The organism is Pseudomonas sp. ASL3 (genome assembly GCF_056680425.1).
The window spans coordinates 5744759-5764447 of the sequence record NZ_CM155281.1 but is presented as its reverse complement, the minus strand read 5'-3'; the positions used below and the strand labels follow the sequence as shown (position 1 = coordinate 5764447).

Annotated in this window: 20 protein-coding genes; 13 read left to right on the top strand and 7 right to left on the bottom strand. The window is 59.0% G+C overall.

The features are described from left to right. Positions 1 to 6 precede the first annotated feature (6 nt). Positions 7 to 243 carry a 50S ribosomal protein L28 gene (rpmB, locus tag AC1MEE_RS26325; protein WP_219063049.1) on the bottom strand — a complete coding sequence of 79 codons (237 nt, stop codon included), beginning with the start codon at positions 241 to 243 and terminating at the stop codon, positions 7 to 9. Between the two features lie 373 nt (positions 244 to 616). On the opposite strand from rpmB, the gene AC1MEE_RS26320 reads away from it, so the two are divergent. Then, positions 617 to 2203 (top strand): ABC transporter substrate-binding protein, encoded by a 1587-nt coding sequence (locus AC1MEE_RS26320; RefSeq protein ID WP_480416349.1) that lies wholly within the window; start codon positions 617 to 619, stop codon positions 2201 to 2203. A 60-nt stretch (positions 2204 to 2263) separates the two neighbouring features. Here AC1MEE_RS26320 and radC read toward each other — a convergent pair whose 3' ends face one another. Continuing rightward, complete coding sequence (radC, locus tag AC1MEE_RS26315) at positions 2264 to 2938, bottom strand: RadC family protein (RefSeq protein ID WP_480412414.1); 675 nt, start codon at positions 2936 to 2938, stop codon at positions 2264 to 2266. 132 nt (positions 2939 to 3070) lie between these two features. Between radC and coaBC the strand changes: the two genes are divergently transcribed. The 4 genes from coaBC to argB all read left to right on the top strand — a co-directional run bounded on the left by coaBC (position 3071) and on the right by argB (position 8387). After that, positions 3071 to 4279, top strand: a complete 1209-nt coding sequence (gene coaBC, locus AC1MEE_RS26310; protein WP_480412413.1) for a bifunctional phosphopantothenoylcysteine decarboxylase/phosphopantothenate--cysteine ligase CoaBC — start codon at positions 3071 to 3073, stop codon at positions 4277 to 4279. A gap of 6 nt (positions 4280 to 4285) precedes the next feature. Continuing rightward, complete coding sequence (dut, locus tag AC1MEE_RS26305; protein ID WP_480412412.1) at positions 4286 to 4741, top strand: dUTP diphosphatase; 456 nt, start codon at positions 4286 to 4288, stop codon at positions 4739 to 4741. A 107-nt stretch (positions 4742 to 4848) separates the two neighbouring features. Beyond that, positions 4849 to 7452, top strand: a complete 2604-nt coding sequence (locus tag AC1MEE_RS26300; RefSeq protein ID WP_480412411.1) for a phosphomannomutase/phosphoglucomutase — start codon at positions 4849 to 4851, stop codon at positions 7450 to 7452. Between the two features lie 29 nt (positions 7453 to 7481). Next, positions 7482 to 8387, top strand: a complete 906-nt coding sequence (argB, locus tag AC1MEE_RS26295; RefSeq protein WP_480412410.1) for an acetylglutamate kinase — start codon at positions 7482 to 7484, stop codon at positions 8385 to 8387. A gap of 59 nt (positions 8388 to 8446) precedes the next feature. Here argB and AC1MEE_RS26290 read toward each other — a convergent pair whose 3' ends face one another. Both AC1MEE_RS26290 and pyrE read right to left on the bottom strand, forming a co-directional pair. Continuing rightward, complete coding sequence (locus tag AC1MEE_RS26290; protein ID WP_480412409.1) at positions 8447 to 9037, bottom strand: DUF4124 domain-containing protein; 591 nt, start codon at positions 9035 to 9037, stop codon at positions 8447 to 8449. Positions 9038 to 9050: 13 nt separating this feature from the next. After that, positions 9051 to 9692: an orotate phosphoribosyltransferase gene (gene pyrE, locus AC1MEE_RS26285; RefSeq protein WP_480412408.1), complete on the bottom strand. Its 642-nt coding sequence runs from the start codon at positions 9690 to 9692 to the stop codon at positions 9051 to 9053. 82 nt (positions 9693 to 9774) lie between these two features. On the opposite strand from pyrE, the gene AC1MEE_RS26280 reads away from it, so the two are divergent. Further along, entirely contained in the window at positions 9775 to 10554 is a 780-nt protein-coding gene (locus AC1MEE_RS26280) for an exodeoxyribonuclease III (protein ID WP_322177001.1), read from the top strand. Between the two features lie 152 nt (positions 10555 to 10706). Here AC1MEE_RS26280 and AC1MEE_RS26275 read toward each other — a convergent pair whose 3' ends face one another. Further along, the gene (locus AC1MEE_RS26275) at positions 10707 to 11075 is read right to left on the bottom strand and encodes a DUF4870 domain-containing protein (protein ID WP_480412407.1); all 369 of its coding nucleotides are present in this window, start codon (positions 11073 to 11075) and stop codon (positions 10707 to 10709) included. A gap of 48 nt (positions 11076 to 11123) precedes the next feature. Then, on the bottom strand, positions 11124 to 11846 hold the full coding sequence (gene rph, locus AC1MEE_RS26270; protein ID WP_480412406.1) for a ribonuclease PH: 723 nt from the start codon (positions 11844 to 11846) through the stop codon (positions 11124 to 11126). A 277-nt stretch (positions 11847 to 12123) separates the two neighbouring features. Between rph and AC1MEE_RS26265 the strand changes: the two genes are divergently transcribed. The 6 genes from AC1MEE_RS26265 to AC1MEE_RS26240 all read left to right on the top strand — a co-directional run bounded on the left by AC1MEE_RS26265 (position 12124) and on the right by AC1MEE_RS26240 (position 17492). After that, positions 12124 to 12987: a YicC/YloC family endoribonuclease gene (locus tag AC1MEE_RS26265; RefSeq protein WP_480412405.1), complete on the top strand. Its 864-nt coding sequence runs from the start codon at positions 12124 to 12126 to the stop codon at positions 12985 to 12987. 12 nt (positions 12988 to 12999) lie between these two features. Beyond that, positions 13000 to 13620: a guanylate kinase gene (gene gmk, locus AC1MEE_RS26260; protein WP_480412404.1), complete on the top strand. Its 621-nt coding sequence runs from the start codon at positions 13000 to 13002 to the stop codon at positions 13618 to 13620. Positions 13621 to 13859: 239 nt separating this feature from the next. Beyond that, positions 13860 to 14123 (top strand): DNA-directed RNA polymerase subunit omega, encoded by a 264-nt coding sequence (rpoZ, locus tag AC1MEE_RS26255; protein ID WP_480412403.1) that lies wholly within the window; start codon positions 13860 to 13862, stop codon positions 14121 to 14123. Positions 14124 to 14183: 60 nt separating this feature from the next. Continuing rightward, positions 14184 to 16292: a bifunctional GTP diphosphokinase/guanosine-3',5'-bis pyrophosphate 3'-pyrophosphohydrolase gene (gene spoT, locus AC1MEE_RS26250; protein WP_480412402.1), complete on the top strand. Its 2109-nt coding sequence runs from the start codon at positions 14184 to 14186 to the stop codon at positions 16290 to 16292. A gap of 25 nt (positions 16293 to 16317) precedes the next feature. Further along, positions 16318 to 16698 (top strand): RidA family protein, encoded by a 381-nt coding sequence (locus AC1MEE_RS26245; RefSeq protein ID WP_003229509.1) that lies wholly within the window; start codon positions 16318 to 16320, stop codon positions 16696 to 16698. Between the two features lie 56 nt (positions 16699 to 16754). Then, entirely contained in the window at positions 16755 to 17492 is a 738-nt protein-coding gene (locus AC1MEE_RS26240; RefSeq protein ID WP_480412401.1) for a hypothetical protein, read from the top strand. Between the two features lie 130 nt (positions 17493 to 17622). On the opposite strand, the gene AC1MEE_RS26235 is transcribed toward AC1MEE_RS26240, so the two are convergent. Next, the gene (locus AC1MEE_RS26235) at positions 17623 to 18480 is read right to left on the bottom strand and encodes an NAD-dependent epimerase/dehydratase family protein (protein ID WP_480412400.1); all 858 of its coding nucleotides are present in this window, start codon (positions 18478 to 18480) and stop codon (positions 17623 to 17625) included. Between the two features lie 225 nt (positions 18481 to 18705). On the opposite strand from AC1MEE_RS26235, the gene exbB reads away from it, so the two are divergent. Continuing rightward, positions 18706 to 19689 carry a tonB-system energizer ExbB gene (gene exbB / locus AC1MEE_RS26230; protein WP_480412399.1) on the top strand — a complete coding sequence of 328 codons (984 nt, stop codon included), beginning with the start codon at positions 18706 to 18708 and terminating at the stop codon, positions 19687 to 19689.

Here is a 19689-nt window from a genome sequence, read left to right as displayed (position 1 = left end):
TCTCCCTTAGACCTTAGCGCCATTGGCGCGAATTTCGAGAAGAATGACATCAATGCCACGCTTGTCGATGATACGCATGCCTTTAGCAGATACGCGCAGACGCACAAAACGATTCTCGGACTCGACCCAGAAGCGGTGATGCTGCAGGTTCGGCAGGAAACGACGACGGGTTTTGTTGTTTGCGTGGGAAATGTTATTCCCAGTCACCGGACCCTTACCGGTAACTTGACAGACTCTCGACATGCCTCAGCCCTCTAAAACCACATGCCCAACCCGGCATGGGTTGGCCGCTTAATCTCTCAGTTGGCGCCAGGCGCCGCGTTTCTTTAGGGGTCTTACCGGCTACACCTACAAACGAAGGAACCGGGCCCCTAGAAAAGAGCGCTGCTTTATACCAGAAACCCTGCGATGCAACAACAACACACGCACATTACCTTCTTCGAGCACTCTGCATTTGGCCTGCCGAAGCAGCCTGTGCGGGGCACGGCAGGAAATATACCGCTCGTCGTACCAGACGGATTGTCCTGCGCCGATGCATAGTCTAGGGTAAGTCTCTCACCAGACTGCACCTGCAGATGGGGCCTTATATGACAGGAATATCGCCATGCGTCCCATGATGCGCCTCGCAGCCCTCCCCCTTTTGCTCGCGCCCTTGCTCAGCCCTTTGCTGGCTCAGGCGACCACACTCAGTGTCTGCACCGAAGCCAGCCCTGAAGGCTTTGACGTGGTGCAGTACAACTCGCTGACCACCACCAATGCCTCCGCCGACGTGCTGATGAATCGCTTGGTGGAGTTCGACGCACAAAGCGGCAAGGTGGTGCCCAGTCTGGCCCAGAGCTGGGAGGTTTCCGCCGATGGCCTGACTTACGCGTTCAAACTACGCTCCGGCGTGAAGTTTCACCACACCGATTATTTCAATCCGACCCGCGACCTGACCGCAGAAGACGTGCAGTTCAGCTTTCAGCGCATGCTCGACCCGGCCAACCCATGGCACAAGGTCGCCCAGAGCGGCTTCCCACATGCGCAGTCGATGCAGCTGCCCGCGCTGATCAAGAAGATCGACGCACCTGACGCACAGACTGTCCGCTTCACCCTTGATCACCCGGACTCGACCTTTCTGGCGACCTTGAGCATGGGGTTTGCGTCGATCTACTCCGCTGAATACACCGCGCAGTTGCTCAAGGCCGGCACCCCGGAAAAGCTCAACAGCCAGCCCATCGGCACCGGCCCGTTCGTGTTCAAGCGCTTCCAGAAAGACGCCGTGGTGCGTTACGACGCCAACCCGGATTACTTCGCCGGCAAGCCTGCCGTGGACACACTGGTGTATGCGATCACGCCGGACGCCAACGTACGCCTGCAGAAAGTCCGCCAGAACGAATGCCAGATCGCCCTGTCACCCAAGCCTCTGGATATCCAGGCCGCCAGCAAAGACCCTAAGCTGAACGTCGAGAAAAATGCGGCCTTCATGACCGCTTTCGTCGCGATCAACAGCCAGCACCCACCGCTGGACAAGCCTGAAGTGCGTCAGGCGATCAACCTCGCTTTCGATAGAAGCGTCTACCTCAAGGCCGTGTTCGAGGACACTGCCGAGGCGGCCAAGGGTCCTTATCCACCGAACACCTGGAGCTACGCCAAAGACCTTCCCGGCTATCAGCATGACCCGGCCAAAGCCCGAGAATTACTGACCCAAGCCGGCCTGAAGGACGGTTTCAAAACCACCATCTGGACCCGTCCGTCCGGCAGCCTGCTCAACCCGAACCCGAGTCTCGGCGCGCAGTTGTTGCAGGACGATCTGGCCAAGGTCGGGATCAAGGCCGAGATCAAAGTGATCGAATGGGGCGAACTGATTCGTCGCGCCAAGGCGGGCGAGCATGACCTGCTGTTCATGGGCTGGGCGGGTGATAACGGCGATCCGGACAACTTCCTGACCCCGCAATTTTCCTGCGCCGCTGTGAAATCCGGCACCAACTTCGCCCGTTATTGCGATCAGGGCCTGGACACGTTGATCAGCGCCGGCAAGGCCACCAGCGATCAGACTGAGCGCAGCAAGCTGTATCAACAGGCTCAGGCGCAGATCCAGCAACAGGCGTTGTGGCTGCCGCTGGCGCACCCGACCGCCGCCGCATTGACCCGCAAGGACGTACAGGGTTATCAGGTCAGTCCGTTCGGTCGTCAGGACTTTTCCCACGTCACGCTGAAATAACGCGCTGGATGCTTTTGTACAAAAACAGGCCGCACACCCGCATAACGCGGCCTGTACATCTCACATCAAACCGGCTTCAACCATCGATAACGGATCACCATCACCGATGATGAAGTGATCGAGCACCTCCACGTCAATCATGTCCAGAGCGTCTTTGAGCAACCGGGTCAGCTTTTGGTCCGCCTGACTTGGATCGGTGATGCCGGAGGGATGGTTGTGGCACAGAATCAAGGCCGCCGCGTTGTGCGCGAGGGCCCGTTTGACCACCTGCCGGGGGTGGACCTCGGCGCAACGGATGGAGCCACGAAACAACGCCTCGAACGCCAGAACGCGGTGTTTGGTGTCCAGAAACAGGCAGCCGAAGACTTCGTGGGGCTCATGCCTGAGCATCGCCTTGAGGTATTCGCGTACATCTTGCGGATTGTGCAGGCTTGAGTCGCGCTTCAGGCGTTCGGCCATGTGCCGACGGGACATCTCCATGACTGCCTGCAACTGCGCGAACTTCGCGGGGCCCAGCCCCAACTCCTGACTGAAGGTTTTCAGGTCGGCCTCCAGCAAGGATCTGAGGCTGCCAAATTGCTTCAACAGGTGTCGCGCCAGGTCCACTGCGCTTTTGCCGGTAACACCCGTGCGCAAAAAAATCGCCAATAGTTCGGCATCGGAAAGACTCGCCGACCCCAATTCAAGAAGCTTCTCCCGCGGGCGTTCCGCCGCAGGCCAATCACGAATGCTCATAGCACCTCCATGTGTGTGGGCGCCGCTGTTCCGGTGCGGTCGCTGTGCTATCTTAGCCCATCTTTTTTGCGCGGCGACCTGGCCTGGGGAGGCGTCATCGCCGTCGCGTTCACTCGACTAAAAGGCAGGCCTATGCAGCGGCTGTATCGGAAACGCATTGTTCTCGGCGTCGGCGGCGGCATTGCTGCCTACAAGAGCGCCGAACTGGTCCGCCGGTTGCTCGATCAGGGCGCAGAAGTGCGTGTTGTCATGACCCGCGGTGGCAGTGAGTTCATCACCCCTCTGACCATGCAAGCCCTGTCCGGCAATCCGGTGCACATGGATTTGCTCGACCCGGCCGCAGAAGCCGCCATGGGGCATATCGAGCTGGCCAAATGGGCTGATCTGGTGCTGATTGCCCCGGCCACCGCCGACCTGATCGCGCGCCTGGCCCAAGGCATCGCCAATGACCTGTTGACCACCGTAGTGCTCGCCACGGATGCCCCTGTGGCCCTGGCGCCGGCAATGAATCAAGCGATGTGGCGCGACCCGGCGACCCAGGCCAACACCCGATTGCTGGAAGAGCGTGGTATGCGCCTGTTCGGCCCGGCCTCAGGCAGCCAGGCCTGCGGCGATGTCGGCTTTGGTCGCATGCTTGAGGCCGATGACCTCGCGCAATGTGCTGCCGATTGTTTCCGGCGCGAGTCGCTGACCGGCAAGCACGTCCTGATCACGGCCGGCCCGACCCAGGAAAACATCGACCCGGTGCGCTACATCACCAACCACAGCTCGGGAAAAATGGGTTTTGCCTTGGCCGAAGCAGCAGTTGAAGCCGGCGCACGGGTGACCTTGATCACCGGCCCGGTCAACCTGCAAACCCCGGACCGCGTCACCCGGATCGATGTGGTCAGCGCCCGCGACATGCTCGCCGCCTGCGAAGCCTCGATTCCCTGCGATCTGTTCATCGCTTCCGCCGCGGTAGCCGATTACCGCCCGGAAGTGGTTGCACCGCACAAACTCAAAAAAGACCCCACCAACGGTGACGGCCTACTGTTGCAGATGGTCCGCAACCCGGACATTCTCGCCACCATCGCCCGCCGCCCGGATCGTCCGTTCAGTGTCGGCTTCGCTGCCGAAACCGAACATTTACTCGACTATGCTGCACGCAAGCTCAAGGACAAGAACCTTGACCTGATCGTCGCCAACGATGTTGCCAATCCCAGCATCGGTTTCAACAGCGAGGAGAATGCGTGCAGCGTGATCGACCGAGCGCTGCATGAAACACTCTTCGCCCAGACCAGCAAAGGCAAAATTGCCCGCCAGCTGATCACTTTTATCGCCGACCGTCTGAACCAGGTTTAATCACGTATGCATGCTTTACAAGCCAAGATCCTCGACCCCCGCATTGGTAGCGACTTCCCTCTTCCGGCCTACGCCACTGCCGGCTCCGCCGGTCTCGACCTGCGCGCCATGCTGCAAGAGGACACACTCATCGAGCCGGGCCAGACCTTGCTGATCCCCACTGGGCTGTCGATCTACATTGGCGACCCTGGCCTCGCCGCGCTGATCCTGCCGCGCTCGGGCCTTGGTCATAAACACGGCATCGTCCTGGGCAATCTGGTCGGCTTGATTGACTCCGATTATCAAGGCGAGTTAATGGTGTCCTGCTGGAATCGCGGCCAAACCGCGTTCAAGATTTCCATCGGTGAACGCCTCGCCCAACTTGTGCTCGTGCCTGTGGTGCAGGCGCACTTTGAATTGGTCGAAGAGTTCGACGAAAGCCAGCGCGGCGCTGGCGGTTTTGGTCATTCCGGTAGCCACTGAGATACTCGGCAAGACCCCTGACCCAACCGTTTGCGGCTCGCAACAGACGTCAAACGGCCCAGGAAAGATGCTTTACTCATTCAGGATGAATACCGGGGAGAGGTTATGTGAAAGGCTTTAACCGCACTGCCACAGCAAGCGATCACTCGCAAACCCCGGACGTTCAGCCTTCGGTTGCAGGTCAGCGTGCTCTTTCACCTGGCCTTGTGTCGGCTGTCATCGGCCTGATCGCAGCCAGCGCGTTGTTAGGGCTGGCGCTGTTCAATCATACGCAACAGCAACCCCGGCTCAGCCAGGCCTGGGGCTCCAGCCAGGCCAGCGCATTGGGCCTTGCACTCAAGCAACTGAACGCCGATACGCAAGCCGCTGCGCTCGATGGCGCGCTGGTTCAAACACTGCAAAGCAACGACCCCTCCTCGATCACCCACGCCGAAAACCAACTGCGCTATCGCGATAGCGTAATGGGCGCCCGGCTCAATCATCTCGGCCAGACCGAAGTGGATACGCAGGGGGCGGTGCCGGTGAGTTTCTCCACGCTGGACATGCTCAATAAAGCCGCGCAAGGCCAGATTCCCTCCCCTGAAGCGCGCAAAGTGGGTGATCGCTGGCTGGTCTACAGCGCTGCGCCATTGCGCGCGAACCCCGGCGAGCCAATCGCAGGCACGCTGTTACTGGCATTCGACCTGCAACGGGTGCTGAGTGCATTGCCGGTACTGCCTGCCGATATTGGCCAAGTGAAAGTGACCCAGCAGTTCGGCGCCAGCCCCGGTCAAATCCTGCTGCAACGCGGCCAGCCGGCAGCAAGTTCATCGCAAGCATTCGACACTGGCCAGACAAACTGGAAACTCGACTTCACCCCCGGATCGGCGCTCGAATCCCCCATGCCCTGGCTGTTATTGGCGCTGGCGGTGCTGGTCGCGCTGGTCGGCGCAGTGCTTGGGCTGTACCTCAATGACAGCGCTTTGCAGCGACGCATTTCGGCAGATGCCCGTCAACTGGACCAATTGCTTCAAGAACTCTCCGGCGGAAAAGCCGTCAAAGCCTTCGGATTAAGCCTGCCAGCCCTGAATGGACTGGCACAGAGCCTGGCCCGATTTTCGCTGCGCAACGCTCCGTCGCCCCCTGCTCTCGATGCCTCAAGCAGCAAACCCCGCGTCAATAATGACTTAGCGACAAGCACTGCCCCGGCATCGACTCAACCCAATGCCCTGAGTACTGAGTGGATCGATCCGCTGTTTCAAGATACCGATATTCTCGATATTGATATCCTCGACGAAAACCAGGACTTCCTGAGAATGGAGCACCCCCAAATTATGAGTAGCCCAGCCTCCGTGGCACCCAAACTCCCTGACAATATCTTCCGCGCCTACGACATCCGGGGCGTCGTCGGAGACACCCTAAGCGCGGAAACGGCTTACTGGATCGGTCGCGCCATCGGCTCCGAGAGCCTGGCCAAGAATGAGCCTCACGTCTCCGTAGGCCGCGACGGCCGCCTATCTGGACCCGAGCTGGTGCAACAACTGATTCAGGGGCTGCACGATAGCGGCTGCCACGTCAGCGACGTAGGCCTTGTGCCGACCCCAGCGCTCTACTACGCCGCCAACGTACTGGCCGGCAAGTCCGGGGTCATGCTCACCGGCAGCCACAACCCGCCGGACTACAACGGCTTCAAGATCGTCATTGCTGGTGACACCCTGGCCAACGAACAGATTCAGGCCCTGCACACGCGCCTGAAAACCAATGACCTGGCCACTGGCAAAGGCAGCATCAAGAAGGTCGAAATTCTTGATCGTTACTTCAAGCAGATCACCAACGACATCGCCCTCGCACGGCGCATGAAAGTCGTGGTCGACTGCGGCAACGGCGCGGCCGGCGTGATCGCCCCACAACTGATCGAAGCCCTGAACTGCGAAGTCATCCCGCTGTTCTGCGACGTCGATGGCAACTTCCCGAACCATCACCCGGACCCGGGCAAACCGGAAAACCTCGTCGACTTGATCGCCAAGGTCAAGGAAACCGGTGCCGACCTCGGCCTGGCCTTTGATGGCGACGGCGACCGGGTGGGCGTAGTGACCAACACCGGCAACATCGTGTTCCCGGACCGTCTGTTGATGCTGTTCGCTAAGGATGTGGTATCACGCAACCCCGGTGCCGATATCATTTTCGACGTCAAATGCACTCGACGCCTGACCCCGTTGATCAGTGGCTACGGTGGCCGTCCGGTCATGTGGAAAACCGGTCACTCGTTGATCAAAAAGAAGATGAGGGAAAGCGGCGCGCTGCTGGCTGGCGAAATGAGCGGTCATATCTTCTTCAAGGAGCGCTGGTTCGGTTTCGACGACGGCATCTACAGCGCCGCCCGCCTGCTGGAAATCCTCAGCCAGGAAAAAGGCACCGCTGAAGAAGTGTTCGCGACCTTCCCAAATGATGTTTCCACCCCGGAAATCAATATCGATGTGACGGATGTGACCAAATTCAGCATCATTGAAGCGCTGCAACGCGATGCCAAATGGGGCGACGCTCAGTTGACCAGCATCGATGGTGTGCGAGTGGACTACCCCAAAGGCTGGGGTCTGGTTCGCGCTTCCAATACCACGCCGGTACTGGTATTACGCTTCGAGGCCGACACTGAAGCCGAATTGCAACGAATCAAGGACGTGTTCCACGCCCAGCTGAAAAACGTTGCCCCTGATCTTCAATTACCGTTTTGATTTATTTTTTGGATTCACTGGAGCCCTGAATGACCCTCGAACGTGATGCCGCTACCAACGTCGCCAAGGTTTTGTCCGAAGCGCTGCCTTACATACGACGCTTCGTCGGCAAGACGCTGGTGATCAAATACGGCGGCAACGCTATGGAAAGCGACGAGCTGAAAACCGGCTTCGCGCGCGATATCGTGCTGATGAAAGCAGTCGGTATCAACCCGGTAGTGGTTCACGGCGGCGGCCCGCAAATTGGCGACCTGCTCAAGCGTCTGTCGATCGAAAGCCATTTCATTGATGGCATGCGCGTGACTGACGCGCAAACCATGGACGTGGTGGAGATGGTGTTGGGCGGCCAGGTCAACAAGGACATCGTCAACCTGATCAACCGCCATGGCGGCAGCGCCATCGGCCTGACCGGCAAGGACGCTGAGCTGATTCGCGCGAAAAAGCTCACCGTCACTCGGCAAACACCAGAAATGACCACGCCGGAAATCATTGATATCGGCCAGGTCGGCGAAGTGGTCGGGGTCAATACCGACCTGCTGAACATGCTGGTCAAAGGCGACTTCATCCCGGTCATCGCGCCCATCGGCGTCGGCCCCAATGGTGAGTCGTACAACATCAATGCCGACCTGGTCGCCGGCAAAGTAGCTGAAGCCCTCAAGGCTGAAAAGTTGATCCTGCTGACCAACATCGCCGGCTTGATGGACAAGCAAGGCCAGGTCCTGACCGGCCTGACCACCGAGCAGGTCAATGAACTGATCGCTGATGGCACCATCTACGGTGGCATGTTGCCGAAGATTCGTTGCGCGCTGGAAGCGGTGCAAGGCGGCGTCAACAGCTCGCATATCATCGATGGCCGCGTGCCTAATGCCGTCCTGCTGGAAATTTTCACTGATAGCGGCGTGGGTACTTTGATCAGTAATCGCAAGCGTCACTGAGTCGTTCGAGGGGACTGATTTATTTTCAGCGCTTCATCGAAAATTAATCTGTCCCCTGGTCAGTGCACCAACTGCTGAACCCGCGTTCGGTCATCGGCAAAACCGGCTTCGGCCTGTTTGCGTGATTCCTGATAACGAAGGATTTCAGCCTTGAGGTTCTGCTGGTCGTCACGCAGGCTGTTCATCTGATCGAGTAACGGCTGCGGCACTACGCGTCCGGCCCGCTCCTGATCGGCAGCCTGGCCCTGAAGTGTATTCTGCTGAGAGCTCAAGCTTTGCAGATTGCCCTGCGCCACTGCGATCAACGTGTCCAGCTCGGCCAGTTTGCGAACCTTGGCCCGATCAACGTCGTCGACGCTGCTGTACTGATGCAGCAACTGCGCATTGGCCTCGGCCTGGGCCTTGTCGGCTTGCTGACGCTGAAGCTCGTCAGCCGTGGGTGCGGGAGGTACGACCTGGATCACCCGCCCCCGCTCGTTGAGCACTTGATAGCCTTTGCCGGCGTACTCTGGCGGCACGCCCTGACGATCCAGAACGGTCCCTCCTTTGTTGTCGACATAGCGATAGAGCAAAACAGACGGTTTATCGGCCGCCTGAACAGTCATCACACCCAATCCCAATAACAGCCCCACTGCGCTCAGCTTGAGCATAAATGCAGCATCCTCAGATTCCGTATTGCGTCCGATAAGCTTCGACCGCAGGCAAATGCTGCTTCAACTGGGGGTCATCGGCCAAAAATTGCAGAACTTGATTCAAGGACACGATGCTGACTACCGGAATGCCGAAGTCGCGTTCGACCTCCTGGATGGCCGACAGCTCACCGTTGCCACGCTCCTGACGATTCAAGGCAATCAACACACCGGCCGCCTTCGCGCCCTGGTCCTTGATGATCTGCATGACTTCACGAATCGCCGTACCAGCGGTGATCACGTCGTCGATGATCAACACATCGCCCGCCAGCGGCGAACCGACCAGGCTTCCACCTTCGCCGTGAGCCTTGGCTTCCTTGCGGTTGAAACAGTAAGGCACATCGAGCTGATGATGTTCAGCCAACGCCACGGCCGTCGTGGTCGCCAGGGGAATGCCCTTGTACGCTGGGCCGAACAGAACGTCGAAGGAAATGCCGCTCTCGACCACCGCCGCCGCGTAGAAACGACCGATCTGTGCCAAGGCAGAACCGGTGTTGAAAAGGCCGGCATTGAAGAAGTATGGACTGGTCCGTCCAGATTTAAGAGTGAACTCACCGAAGCGCAAAACCCCACGATCGATGGCAAAACGAATGAAGTCGCGCTGATACGCTTGCATGAAAAAAGCCCCGAATACCACGGATTTAGCTAATTAGGTAGAGCTCGGGTATCATACACGCACGTGATTTTTGGGGCCATTTATGCGGATCATCAGTGTGAACGTAAATGGCATTCAGGCCGCAGTCGAGCGTGGTTTGCTCAGTTGGCTGCAAGCCCAGAATGCCGACGTCATCTGCCTACAGGACACCCGCGCCTCCGCCTTTGAACTGGACGACCCAGCCTTCCAACTGGATGGCTACTTCCTTTATGCCTGCGATGCTGAAGTCCCTGCCCAAGGCGGTGTGGCGCTCTACTCGCGGTTGCAACCGAAGGCGGTTATCAGCGGCCTCGGCTTTGAAACAGCCGACCGTTACGGGCGTTACCTGCAAGCAGATTTCGACAAGGTCAGTATTGCGACCTTGCTGCTTCCTTCGGGGATGAACGGCGACGAAGACTTGAACCAGAAGTTCAAGCTCATGGACGACTTCGCGCGCTACCTGGACAAACAACGACGCAAGCGTCGTGAGTACATCTATTGCGGCTCGCTGTACGTTGCGCAACAGAAGCTCGACATCAAAAACTGGCGCGACAGCCAGCAATCACCGGGCTTCCTGGCGCCAGAACGGGCCTGGATGGACGAGATTGTCGGCACCATGGGCTACGTCGATGCACTGCGTGAAGTCAGTCGCGAAGGCGATCAGTACAGCTGGTGGCCGGATAACGAACAGGCCGAAATGCTCAACCTTGGCTGGCGTTTCGACTATCAGTTACTGACTCCGGGCTTGCGCCGCTTCGTACGAAGCGCGCGCTTGCCACGTCAGCCACGCTTCTCGCAGCACGCTCCATTGATCGTGGACTACGACTGGACGTTGACGATTTAACGTCCCGTCACCTACAAAAAAGCCGACTTCATGTCGGCTTTTTTGTGGGTTGCCAGATAGACCGCGTCGAGCTTTTCGCAGGCAAGCCTGCTCCCACAGGGGAAATGCGATCTGTGGGAGCAGGCTTGCCTGCGAATCTCTTGACTCAGTCTCTACTTGACCAACCGCCAGGTGAACGGATAACGATAAGCAATCCCGTCGTTAGCCTTGATCCCGGCAATGATGGTGAGCACCAGCGCACCGGCGCCGACCAGCACCATCAACGGGAAACCGATAATCACCACCATCAGCAGAATGCTGATCATCGACGCGATGGCCACGGTGATCTGAAAATTCAGCGCTTCCTTGCCTTGGGCATCAATGAACGGATCGGTCTCTTTCTTGATCTGCCAGAGAATCAACGGCCCCAAGAGATTGCCGAAAGGGAAGATCAGACCGAAAAACGCCGAAAAGTGACAGAGCATCGCCCACTGACGAACCTCAGCATTGGGGGTCGGAAGCGGAAGCTGGTTGTCACTCATGATGCTTATCCTTAGCAGGGTCGATGACTGAATCTATAGCAGGGTCGATCAATCGGCCAGTGCGGCGCGTTGTAGTTCGAACAGCTCAGCCATGCCCTTGTTCGCCAAAGCCAGCATCGCATTGAGCTCTTCAGGCTGGAACGGTGCGCCTTCGGCGGTGCCCTGGACTTCGATGAAGCCACCGGTGCTGGTCATCACCACGTTGAGATCGGTTTCGGCAGCGGAGTCTTCCAGGTAGTCGAGATCGAGTACCGGTTCGCCCTGATACATGCCCACCGACACGGCTGCGATCATCTGCTTGAGCGGATCGCCGCCTTTGAGGCCGCCACGCTTCTTGATGACTTTCAAGGCATCGACCAGCGCGACCATTGCGCCGGTGATGGACGCAGTACGCGTACCGCCATCGGCCTGGATTACGTCGCAGTCGACATACAGCGTCACGTCGCCCAGCTTGGACATATCCAGTGCTGCGCGCAGGGAACGACCGATCAAACGCTGAATTTCCAGGGTGCGGCCGCCTTGCTTGCCGCGGCTCGCTTCACGCTGGTTGCGCTCGCCAGTGGCGCGCGGCAGCATGCCGTATTCAGCCGTCAGCCAACCTTGACCCTGACCTTTAAGGAAGCGCGGCACGCCGCTCTCAATGCTGACGGTGCAAATCACTTTGGTGTCACCGAACTCGACCAGTACAGAACCCTCGGCGTGTTTGGTGTAGTTGCGGGTGATGCGGATCGAGCGGAGCTGATCGGCAGCGCGACCACTTGGACGTTTCATTTGGGAATACCTGTACTGAGACGGAAATCTGCCGAGCATTATAGTGGTCACAGCCCGGCCTGGGCACATCTAAAAAAGTTACCGGTCAGATTCAGACCTGCTGGCGGGCACAGAATCGACGTCCGGCAGCTCGTTGCCACATCACCCGCTTGGGAGCATCCGCCGCACTGCGCTACAATCCTGCGCCTTCGCAGCCTGTCGGCTATTTATGACATTTAATGGGGCAGTCCACCGCCCACGACAGTCTTTACCCGTCTGAACCCAAGAGGTATTTCCCATGGTGCACAGCATGACTGCCTTCGCCCGAGTCGAACGGGCTGGCGCCCAGGGCACCCTGAGCTGGGAATTGCGCTCGGTCAATCACCGCTATCTTGAGCCGCATTTGCGTCTGCCGGAGTCATTCCGTGATCTGGAAGGTGCGGTCCGCGAGGCTCTGCGTCAGGGTTTGTCGCGCGGCAAGGTCGAATGCACCTTGCGCTTCACCGAAGAAACCGCCGGCAAACCACTACAAGTCGATCGCGAGCGCGCGGCGCAATTGGTGACCGCCGCAGAGACCGTTGCCAGCCTGATCAAGCACCCCGCCCCGCTGAACCCGCTGGAAGTGCTGGCGTGGCCCGGCGTACTGGTTGCTGATGCCAGCGATCCGCAGGTGCTCAATAATGATGCGTTGGCCCTGTTCAATGAGGCCCTGAACGAGCTGAAAGCCGGTCGCGGACGTGAAGGCGCCGACCTGGCCAAACTTCTCGACGAACGGTTGACCTCAATAAATAAAGAAGTCGCGACCCTGCGCGTGTTGGTGCCACAAATGCTCGCAACCCAACGCCAGAAGGTGCTGGATCGTTTTGCCGACATGAAGGCCGAACTCGATCCTCAGCGACTGGAACAGGAAATGGTCCTGCTTGCGCAAAAAAGCGACGTCGCCGAAGAACTCGACCGTCTCAGCACCCACGTCACCGAAGTGCGCCGCGTCCTCAAGACCGGCGGGCAAGCGGGTCGGCGCCTGGACTTCCTGATGCAAGAGCTCAACCGCGAAGCCAATACATTGGGCTCCAAAGCCTTCGACCCGCGCAGCACTCAGGCTGCGGTCAACCTCAAGGTGTTGATCGAACAGATGCGTGAACAAGTGCAGAATATTGAGTAAGGCAACCCCGACATGACACACAGCACCGGCACCCTGTATATCGTTTCTGCACCCTCTGGCGCGGGCAAAACCAGCCTGGTCAAGGCCCTGATCGACGCCCAGCCGCAGATCCGCGTTTCGGTTTCGCACACCACGCGCGGCATGCGCCCCGGCGAAGTCAACGACGTGAACTATCACTTTGTGGATCGCGCCGAGTTCGTGCGCATGATCGAACACGGCGACTTTCTCGAACAGGCCGAAGTCTTCGGCAATCTGTACGGCACCTCGCAAAGCCGCCTGCAGCAAACCCTGGATGAAGGCCACGACCTGATTCTGGAGATCGACTGGCAAGGCGCCGAACAGGTGCGCAAATTGATGCCCGACGCCCGCTCGATTTTCATCCTGCCGCCGACCCAGCAAGCGCTGCGCCAGCGCCTGACCAACCGTGGCCAGGACAGCGACGAGATCATCGAAGGCCGTATGCGTGAAGCGGTCAGCGAGATGAGCCATTACGTGGAATACGACTTCATCGTGATCAACGATGACTTCGCCACTGCGCTGGAAGACCTCAAGGCCATCTTCCGCGCCAATCAGCTGCGCCAGAAACCGCAACAACAGCGCTTCAGCGATTTGCTCAGTCAGCTACTGGCTTAATCTGTAGGAGCGCGCTTGCCCGCGATAGGCCGGGGTCGCGCTCGACACGAAGGACCTTCCTGCGATGGTGAATTCACTATTTTTGCGACTGCTGCGCAGCCGATCGCGGGCAAGCGCGCTCCTACAACTTACCGCTGCGCGAAATCAGCGCTTCCCTAAACGCTGGTGTTTTTTTAAACTGTCTAGTCCGCTCGCCCATCCGGGCATCGCGCATACTGCATTTGCTACGAGGAATACCCATGGCCCGCGTGACCGTTGAAGACTGCCTAGACCACGTCGTTAATCGCTTTGAGCTGGTCATGCTCTCTACCAAGCGTGCCCGTCAACTGGCTACCGGCGGTAAAGAACCGAAACTGCCTTGGGAAAACGACAAGCCTACCGTTATGGCACTGCGCGAAATCGCAGCGGGCCTGATGGATTACGCTGTCATTGCAGAAGCTGAAATCGTTGAAGATGAGCCATTGTTCGCGGCCTTCGAGGACGAGTCCAACGAGGCCGTCTAAGCCTATGCCTGGTCGACGTAGTACGGCGCAGGGTAAAAGCCATCGGCAGGGGGTAGCGCCTTGCCGAGCATAGACGCCCTCGCCGATCGTCTGTCGACCTACCTCGGTAAAGACCAGGTCAATCTGGTCCGCCGAGCGTATTTCTATGCCGAACAAGCCCACGATGGCCAACGCCGTCGTAGCGGCGAAGCCTACGTCACGCACCCTTTAGCGGTCGCGAATATCCTTGCCGACATGCATATGGACCATCAAAGCCTGATGGCGGCCATGCTGCATGACGTGATCGAAGACACCGGAATTGCCAAGGAAGCGCTCTGTGCGCAATTCGGTGAAACCGTGGCCGAGCTGGTCGACGGGGTCAGCAAGCTGACTCAGATGAACTTCGAGACCAAGGCCGAGGCGCAAGCTGAAAATTTCCAGAAGATGGCCATGGCCATGGCGCGCGATATCCGCGTGATCCTGGTCAAGCTGGCTGACCGACTGCACAACATGCGCACGCTGGAAGTCCTGTCCGGGGAAAAACGCCGGCGGATCGCCAAGGAAACCCTGGAAATCTATGCGCCCATCGCCAATCGCCTGGGCATGCACAGCATTCGTATCGAGTTCGAAGACCTCGGTTTCAAGGCCATGTACCCCATGCGCTCCTCGCGCATTGGCCAAGCGGTCAAACGGGCACGAGGCAATCGCAAGGAACTGGTCAACAAGATCGAGGAATCCCTGAGCCATTGCCTGGCCGTGGATGGTATCGAAGGCGAAGTCAGCGGTCGACAGAAGCACCTGTACGGCATCTACAAAAAGATGCGCGGCAAACGCCGGGCCTTCAACGAAATCATGGACGTTTACGCGTTCCGCGTCATCGTCGACAAGGTCGACACCTGCTACCGCGTGCTGGGTGCTGTGCATAACTTATATAAACCATTGCCCGGTCGCTTCAAGGATTACATCGCGATTCCCAAAGCCAACGGCTACCAGTCGCTGCATACCACGCTGTTCGGCATGCATGGCGTACCCATCGAAATCCAGATCCGCACCCGCGAAATGGAAGAGATGGCCAACAACGGAATCGCCGCGCATTGGCTGTACAAATCCAGCGGCGACGAGCAACCAAAAGGCACTCACGCTCGTGCTCGCCAGTGGGTCAAAGGCGTGTTGGAAATGCAGCAGCGTGCCGGTAACTCGCTGGAGTTCATCGAAAGCGTGAAGATCGACCTGTTCCCGGACGAGGTCTACGTGTTCACGCCCAAGGGTCGGATCATGGAGCTGCCGAAAGGCTCTACAGCGGTCGATTTCGCGTACGCAGTGCACACCGATGTCGGCAACAGCTGCATCGCCTGTCGGATAAATCGTCGCCTGGCACCGCTCTCCGAGCCGTTGCAAAGTGGCTCGACGGTGGAGATCGTCAGCGCGCCCGGCGCACGCCCGAACCCGGCCTGGCTCAACTTTGTCGTCACCGGCAAAGCCCGAACCCATATTCGCCACGCCCTCAAACTGCAACGCCGCTCCGAATCCATCAGCCTCGGTGAACGCCTGCTGAACAAAGTGCTCAACGGTTTCGACAGCACCCTGGAGAAAGTTTCCGCAGAGCGCATGCAGTTGATCCTCACTGAATACCGCGTGGAGGTCATCGAAGACCTGCTCGAAGACATTGGCCTGGGCAATCGCATGGCCTACGTCGTCGCCCGCCGCTTGCTGACCAGCGAAGCCGAGCAACTACCGGACTCCGAAAGCCCGCTGGCGATTCGCGGCACCGAAGGACTGGTCCTCAGTTACGCCAAGTGCTGCACACCGATTCCGGGCGACCCGATTGTCGGCCATTTGTCCGCGGGCAAAGGCATGGTGGTGCACCTGGACAACTGCCGCAATATCAGTGAAATCCGCCATAACCCGGAAAAATGCATCCAGCTGTCCTGGGCCAAGGATGTCACCGGCGAATTCAATGTCGAACTGCGCGTCGAGCTGGAACATCAGCGCGGTCTTATCGCCCTGCTGGCCAGCAGCGTGAATGCCGCCGACGGCAATATCGAAAAAATCAGCATGGATGAACGCGATGGTCGCATCAGCGTGGTCCAACTGGTGGTCAGCGTGCACGACCGTGTGCATCTGGCCCGCGTGATCAAAAAACTGCGCGCCCTGACCGGGGTGACCCGCATCACCCGTATGCGCGCGTAGCCAACCACCTCATCAGGAGTTCTTCATGACCAAGACCGTCATCACCAGCGATAAAGCACCTGCAGCCATCGGCACTTACTCTCAGGCGATCAAAGCTGGCAATACCGTGTACATGTCCGGGCAAATCCCGCTGGACCCGAAAACCATGGAACTGGTCGAAGGCTTCGAAGCCCAGACCGTCCAGGTGTTCGAAAACCTGAAGGCCGTCGCTGAAGCAGCGGGCGGTTCGTTCAAGGACATCGTCAAACTGAACATCTTCCTGACTGACCTGAGCCACTTCGCCAAGGTCAACGAAATCATGGGAAAATATTTCGACCAGCCTTATCCGGCCCGTGCCGCCATTGGTGTTGCCGCGCTGCCAAAAGGCTCGCAGGTCGAAATGGACGCCATCCTCGTTATCGAGTAAATCTCCCGGGCGGAGCGTGAGCCGTTCCGCCCTCCCCGCAAAGGAAGGACTCTGCTATGCGCTTCGCGCTTGCCCTCTCGCTGCTCGCCACGCTGTTGAGCGGCTGTGCCAGCCACGCCGACCGCAACCCGGACGGCGTCTGGATCAATCAAACTGCTATCGATGCCGCCGCCAAGGGTGGCAACCTGCGTCAGGCGCTGCTCACTAATGGCCCGAACCTGGAATGGCACGTCGATACAAAAGCCAGTCAGGCCGCCTTCTCCAACGGCTTCGAGCTGAGTGAAGGCAAGATCACCAGCGCCGCTGATGGCAAATGGCACGTCGACTTCTACGGCAACTTCTTCGAAGACCTGAGCATCAAAGGCGACGAGTTGGTTCAAACCGCCAGCGAGTCGAGCCCGGAACAACGTTTCCTGCAACCTAAAGATCCCGCACCTGCCGGCGCACCACCGGGCAGCAGCTTTGAAAAAGCACTGTATAGCGCCTACATGGGCGGCAAATGGAAGATCGTCGATGGCGAGGGTGCAGGCGGCGTCGTGCAATTCCAGCCCGACGGCAGCGTCGCCGGCTTGCCCGGCGATGATCGTTACGCGCTGTGCCTGGCGGGTGATTGCGCGGCCATGAGCGGCGAATACGACAGCCTCTGGCTGGAAAAAAACAAGCAAGGCAACGCGTGGATATTCGTACGCAACGGCAAACAGCTGGAAATACTCCAGGCCGTCAATCAGGCCAAGAACGACGAAATGCCGGATCTGCATCCCGGCTCGCGTCGCTGGCTGCTTGAGCAGGATTGAATGAGCGTGTCGTCAGACACACTGCGCTGAACCATTCGCAGGCAAGCCTGCTCCCACAGAGGATCGCGTAGCCCTGTGGGAGCAGCCTTGCCTGCGAATAGCGGTCTGTCAGACAACACCTTCTCCCGCCTTACTCCCGCCCCTCAAGAATCGCCGCATACCCCTCACGATAGCTTGCATAGCGCGGCACCCAGCCCAAGGCGCGGGCCCTGGCATTGCTGCACTGTTTGCTGCCGGTGCGGCGCACGCTGGCTTCCTCCGACCACTCGGTAACACCCAGATACTCACGCAGCCAACCGACCACTTCGGCCAACGGCGCAGGTGCGTCATCAACGCCGATGTAGCAATCATCCAGCACAGCCCCGCGCGCATCCGCCTGTAGCAGGTGCGCCAGAAGCGCCGCCGCATCGTCGACATGAATGCGGTTGCCATACAAAGGTGGCTCGGACACGACGCGGTAACCCTGACGAACCTGCGTCAGCAGCCACTCGCGTCCCGGCCCGTAAATCCCGGTCAAACGCACCACGCTGGCGGGGATACCGCTGTGCAATGCCAATTGCTCGGCTTCGAGCATCAGTCGACCGGAATAACCCGTCGCCTGGGTTGGCGATGATTCATCGACCCATTCCCCGCCCTGCTGTCCGTAAACACTGCTGCTGGACACGAACAGCAAGCGCTTGGGCGTCTGTCCATGCTGTTCGAGCCAGCTCAACACATTACGCAGGCCATCCACGTACGCAGCCCGGTAACCGGCTTCGTCGTGATTGGTCGCTGCCGCGCTGTAGACCAGATAGTCGATTGACGAGGTCGGCCAAGCGCTTGGGCAACTGGCATCGAACAGATCGCCCGCAACCCCCATCACCCCAGCCGGCAAGCGCGCCACAGAGCGGCGCAAGCCGTACACGGTCCAGTCATGGACGAGCAACTGGCTGGCCAGACGGCTTCCCACATCACCGCAACCAGCAATCAGGACAGAGGGGGCAGACATGTCGGAGCTCCACAATAAGCGTGCTGCAAAGGCACAGTAAAAGGCCGGAAATGACCTCTGAATTTAACCAAAAATCTGCGACCGCCAAGCAAAAGGATAATCTTTTACTTTTGCTAACGAGAATTAATTGCAATAATGCCGACCCGTTTGTTCTCCTCCTCTAGTCGTACCACTAGCGCGAAGTTGCAGAACGAGCCCCTCCTTTTCCTCTCAGGTCCGGCCAGCATGACACGTATTCAATCCCTCGCTTCGCCCACCCAGCTTGCCAGCCGGCCGCGCGCATGGCGCGGCATCGCTGCGCTGATGCTCAGCCTGATGCTGGCCCCCAGCGCTTTTGCCGACGAGCCGATAGCCGCCACCCGGCCGGCCGCCCATGCTTCTGCTGTCGCTCCGGCCCATGGCACTGTCGATCCTGCCACTGCCCCTGCCGCCAGCGCACCGATTGTCGAGCAAACCGCAGGCGAAACGCTAGACGTTGCTGCCGCTGAAGAAACCAGCCTTGGCATGGCCAGCGACCTGTCACCTTGGGGCATGTATCAACACGCCGACATCATCGTGAAACTCGTGCTGATCGGTCTGGCCATCGCCTCGATCATCACCTGGACGATCTGGATTGCCAAAGGCTTTGAACTGCTGGGCGCCAAGCGTCGTCTGCGCGGTGACATCGTCAACCTGAAAAAGGCCCGCACCCTCAAGGAAGCCAGCGACAGCGCCAGCAAAGAAGGCACACTGGCTTACTTGCTGGTGCATGACGCCCTTGAAGAGATGCGTCTTTCGACCAACAGTCGTGAGCGCGAAGGCATCAAGGAACGTGTCAGCTTCCGCCTGGAGCGCCTGGTTGCCGCGTGTGGCCGCAACATGAGCAACGGCACCGGCGTGCTGGCGACCATTGGTTCCACCGCGCCTTTCGTCGGCCTGTTCGGCACCGTCTGGGGCATCATGAACAGCTTCATCGGCATCGCCAAAACCCAGACCACCAACCTCGCGGTGGTCGCCCCCGGCATTGCCGAAGCCCTGTTGGCGACTGCACTGGGTCTGGTTGCCGCGATTCCGGCCGTGGTGATCTACAACGTGTTCGCCCGTTCCATCGCCGGTTACAAAGCGCAGGTTTCCGATGCGTCGGCACACGTCCTGCTGCTGGTCAGTCGTGACCTCGATCACCTGCCGGCCGAGCGTAGCCAGCAGCCGCACATGGTTAAAGTGGGATAA

Excerpts from the sequence above, each read along its gene's own strand:
- rpmB (WP_219063049.1), bottom strand. The coding sequence starts at position 243 with ATGTCGAGAGTCTGTCAAGTTACCGGTAAGGGTCCGGTGACTGGGAAT.
- AC1MEE_RS26320 (WP_480416349.1), top strand. The coding sequence starts at position 617 with ATGCGCCTCGCAGCCCTCCCCCTTTTGCTCGCGCCCTTGCTCAGCCCT.
- radC (WP_480412414.1), bottom strand. The coding sequence starts at position 2,938 with ATGAGCATTCGTGATTGGCCTGCGGCGGAACGCCCGCGGGAGAAGCTT.
- coaBC (WP_480412413.1), top strand. The coding sequence starts at position 3,071 with ATGCAGCGGCTGTATCGGAAACGCATTGTTCTCGGCGTCGGCGGCGGC.
- dut (WP_480412412.1), top strand. The coding sequence starts at position 4,286 with ATGCATGCTTTACAAGCCAAGATCCTCGACCCCCGCATTGGTAGCGAC.
- argB (WP_480412410.1), top strand. The coding sequence starts at position 7,482 with ATGACCCTCGAACGTGATGCCGCTACCAACGTCGCCAAGGTTTTGTCC.
- AC1MEE_RS26290 (WP_480412409.1), bottom strand. The coding sequence starts at position 9,037 with ATGCTCAAGCTGAGCGCAGTGGGGCTGTTATTGGGATTGGGTGTGATG.
- pyrE (WP_480412408.1), bottom strand. The coding sequence starts at position 9,692 with ATGCAAGCGTATCAGCGCGACTTCATTCGTTTTGCCATCGATCGTGGG.
- AC1MEE_RS26280 (WP_322177001.1), top strand. The coding sequence starts at position 9,775 with ATGCGGATCATCAGTGTGAACGTAAATGGCATTCAGGCCGCAGTCGAG.
- AC1MEE_RS26275 (WP_480412407.1), bottom strand. The coding sequence starts at position 11,075 with ATGAGTGACAACCAGCTTCCGCTTCCGACCCCCAATGCTGAGGTTCGT.
- rph (WP_480412406.1), bottom strand. The coding sequence starts at position 11,846 with ATGAAACGTCCAAGTGGTCGCGCTGCCGATCAGCTCCGCTCGATCCGC.
- AC1MEE_RS26265 (WP_480412405.1), top strand. The coding sequence starts at position 12,124 with ATGGTGCACAGCATGACTGCCTTCGCCCGAGTCGAACGGGCTGGCGCC.
- gmk (WP_480412404.1), top strand. The coding sequence starts at position 13,000 with ATGACACACAGCACCGGCACCCTGTATATCGTTTCTGCACCCTCTGGC.
- rpoZ (WP_480412403.1), top strand. The coding sequence starts at position 13,860 with ATGGCCCGCGTGACCGTTGAAGACTGCCTAGACCACGTCGTTAATCGC.
- AC1MEE_RS26245 (WP_003229509.1), top strand. The coding sequence starts at position 16,318 with ATGACCAAGACCGTCATCACCAGCGATAAAGCACCTGCAGCCATCGGC.
- AC1MEE_RS26240 (WP_480412401.1), top strand. The coding sequence starts at position 16,755 with ATGCGCTTCGCGCTTGCCCTCTCGCTGCTCGCCACGCTGTTGAGCGGC.
- AC1MEE_RS26235 (WP_480412400.1), bottom strand. The coding sequence starts at position 18,480 with ATGTCTGCCCCCTCTGTCCTGATTGCTGGTTGCGGTGATGTGGGAAGC.
- exbB (WP_480412399.1), top strand. The coding sequence starts at position 18,706 with ATGACACGTATTCAATCCCTCGCTTCGCCCACCCAGCTTGCCAGCCGG.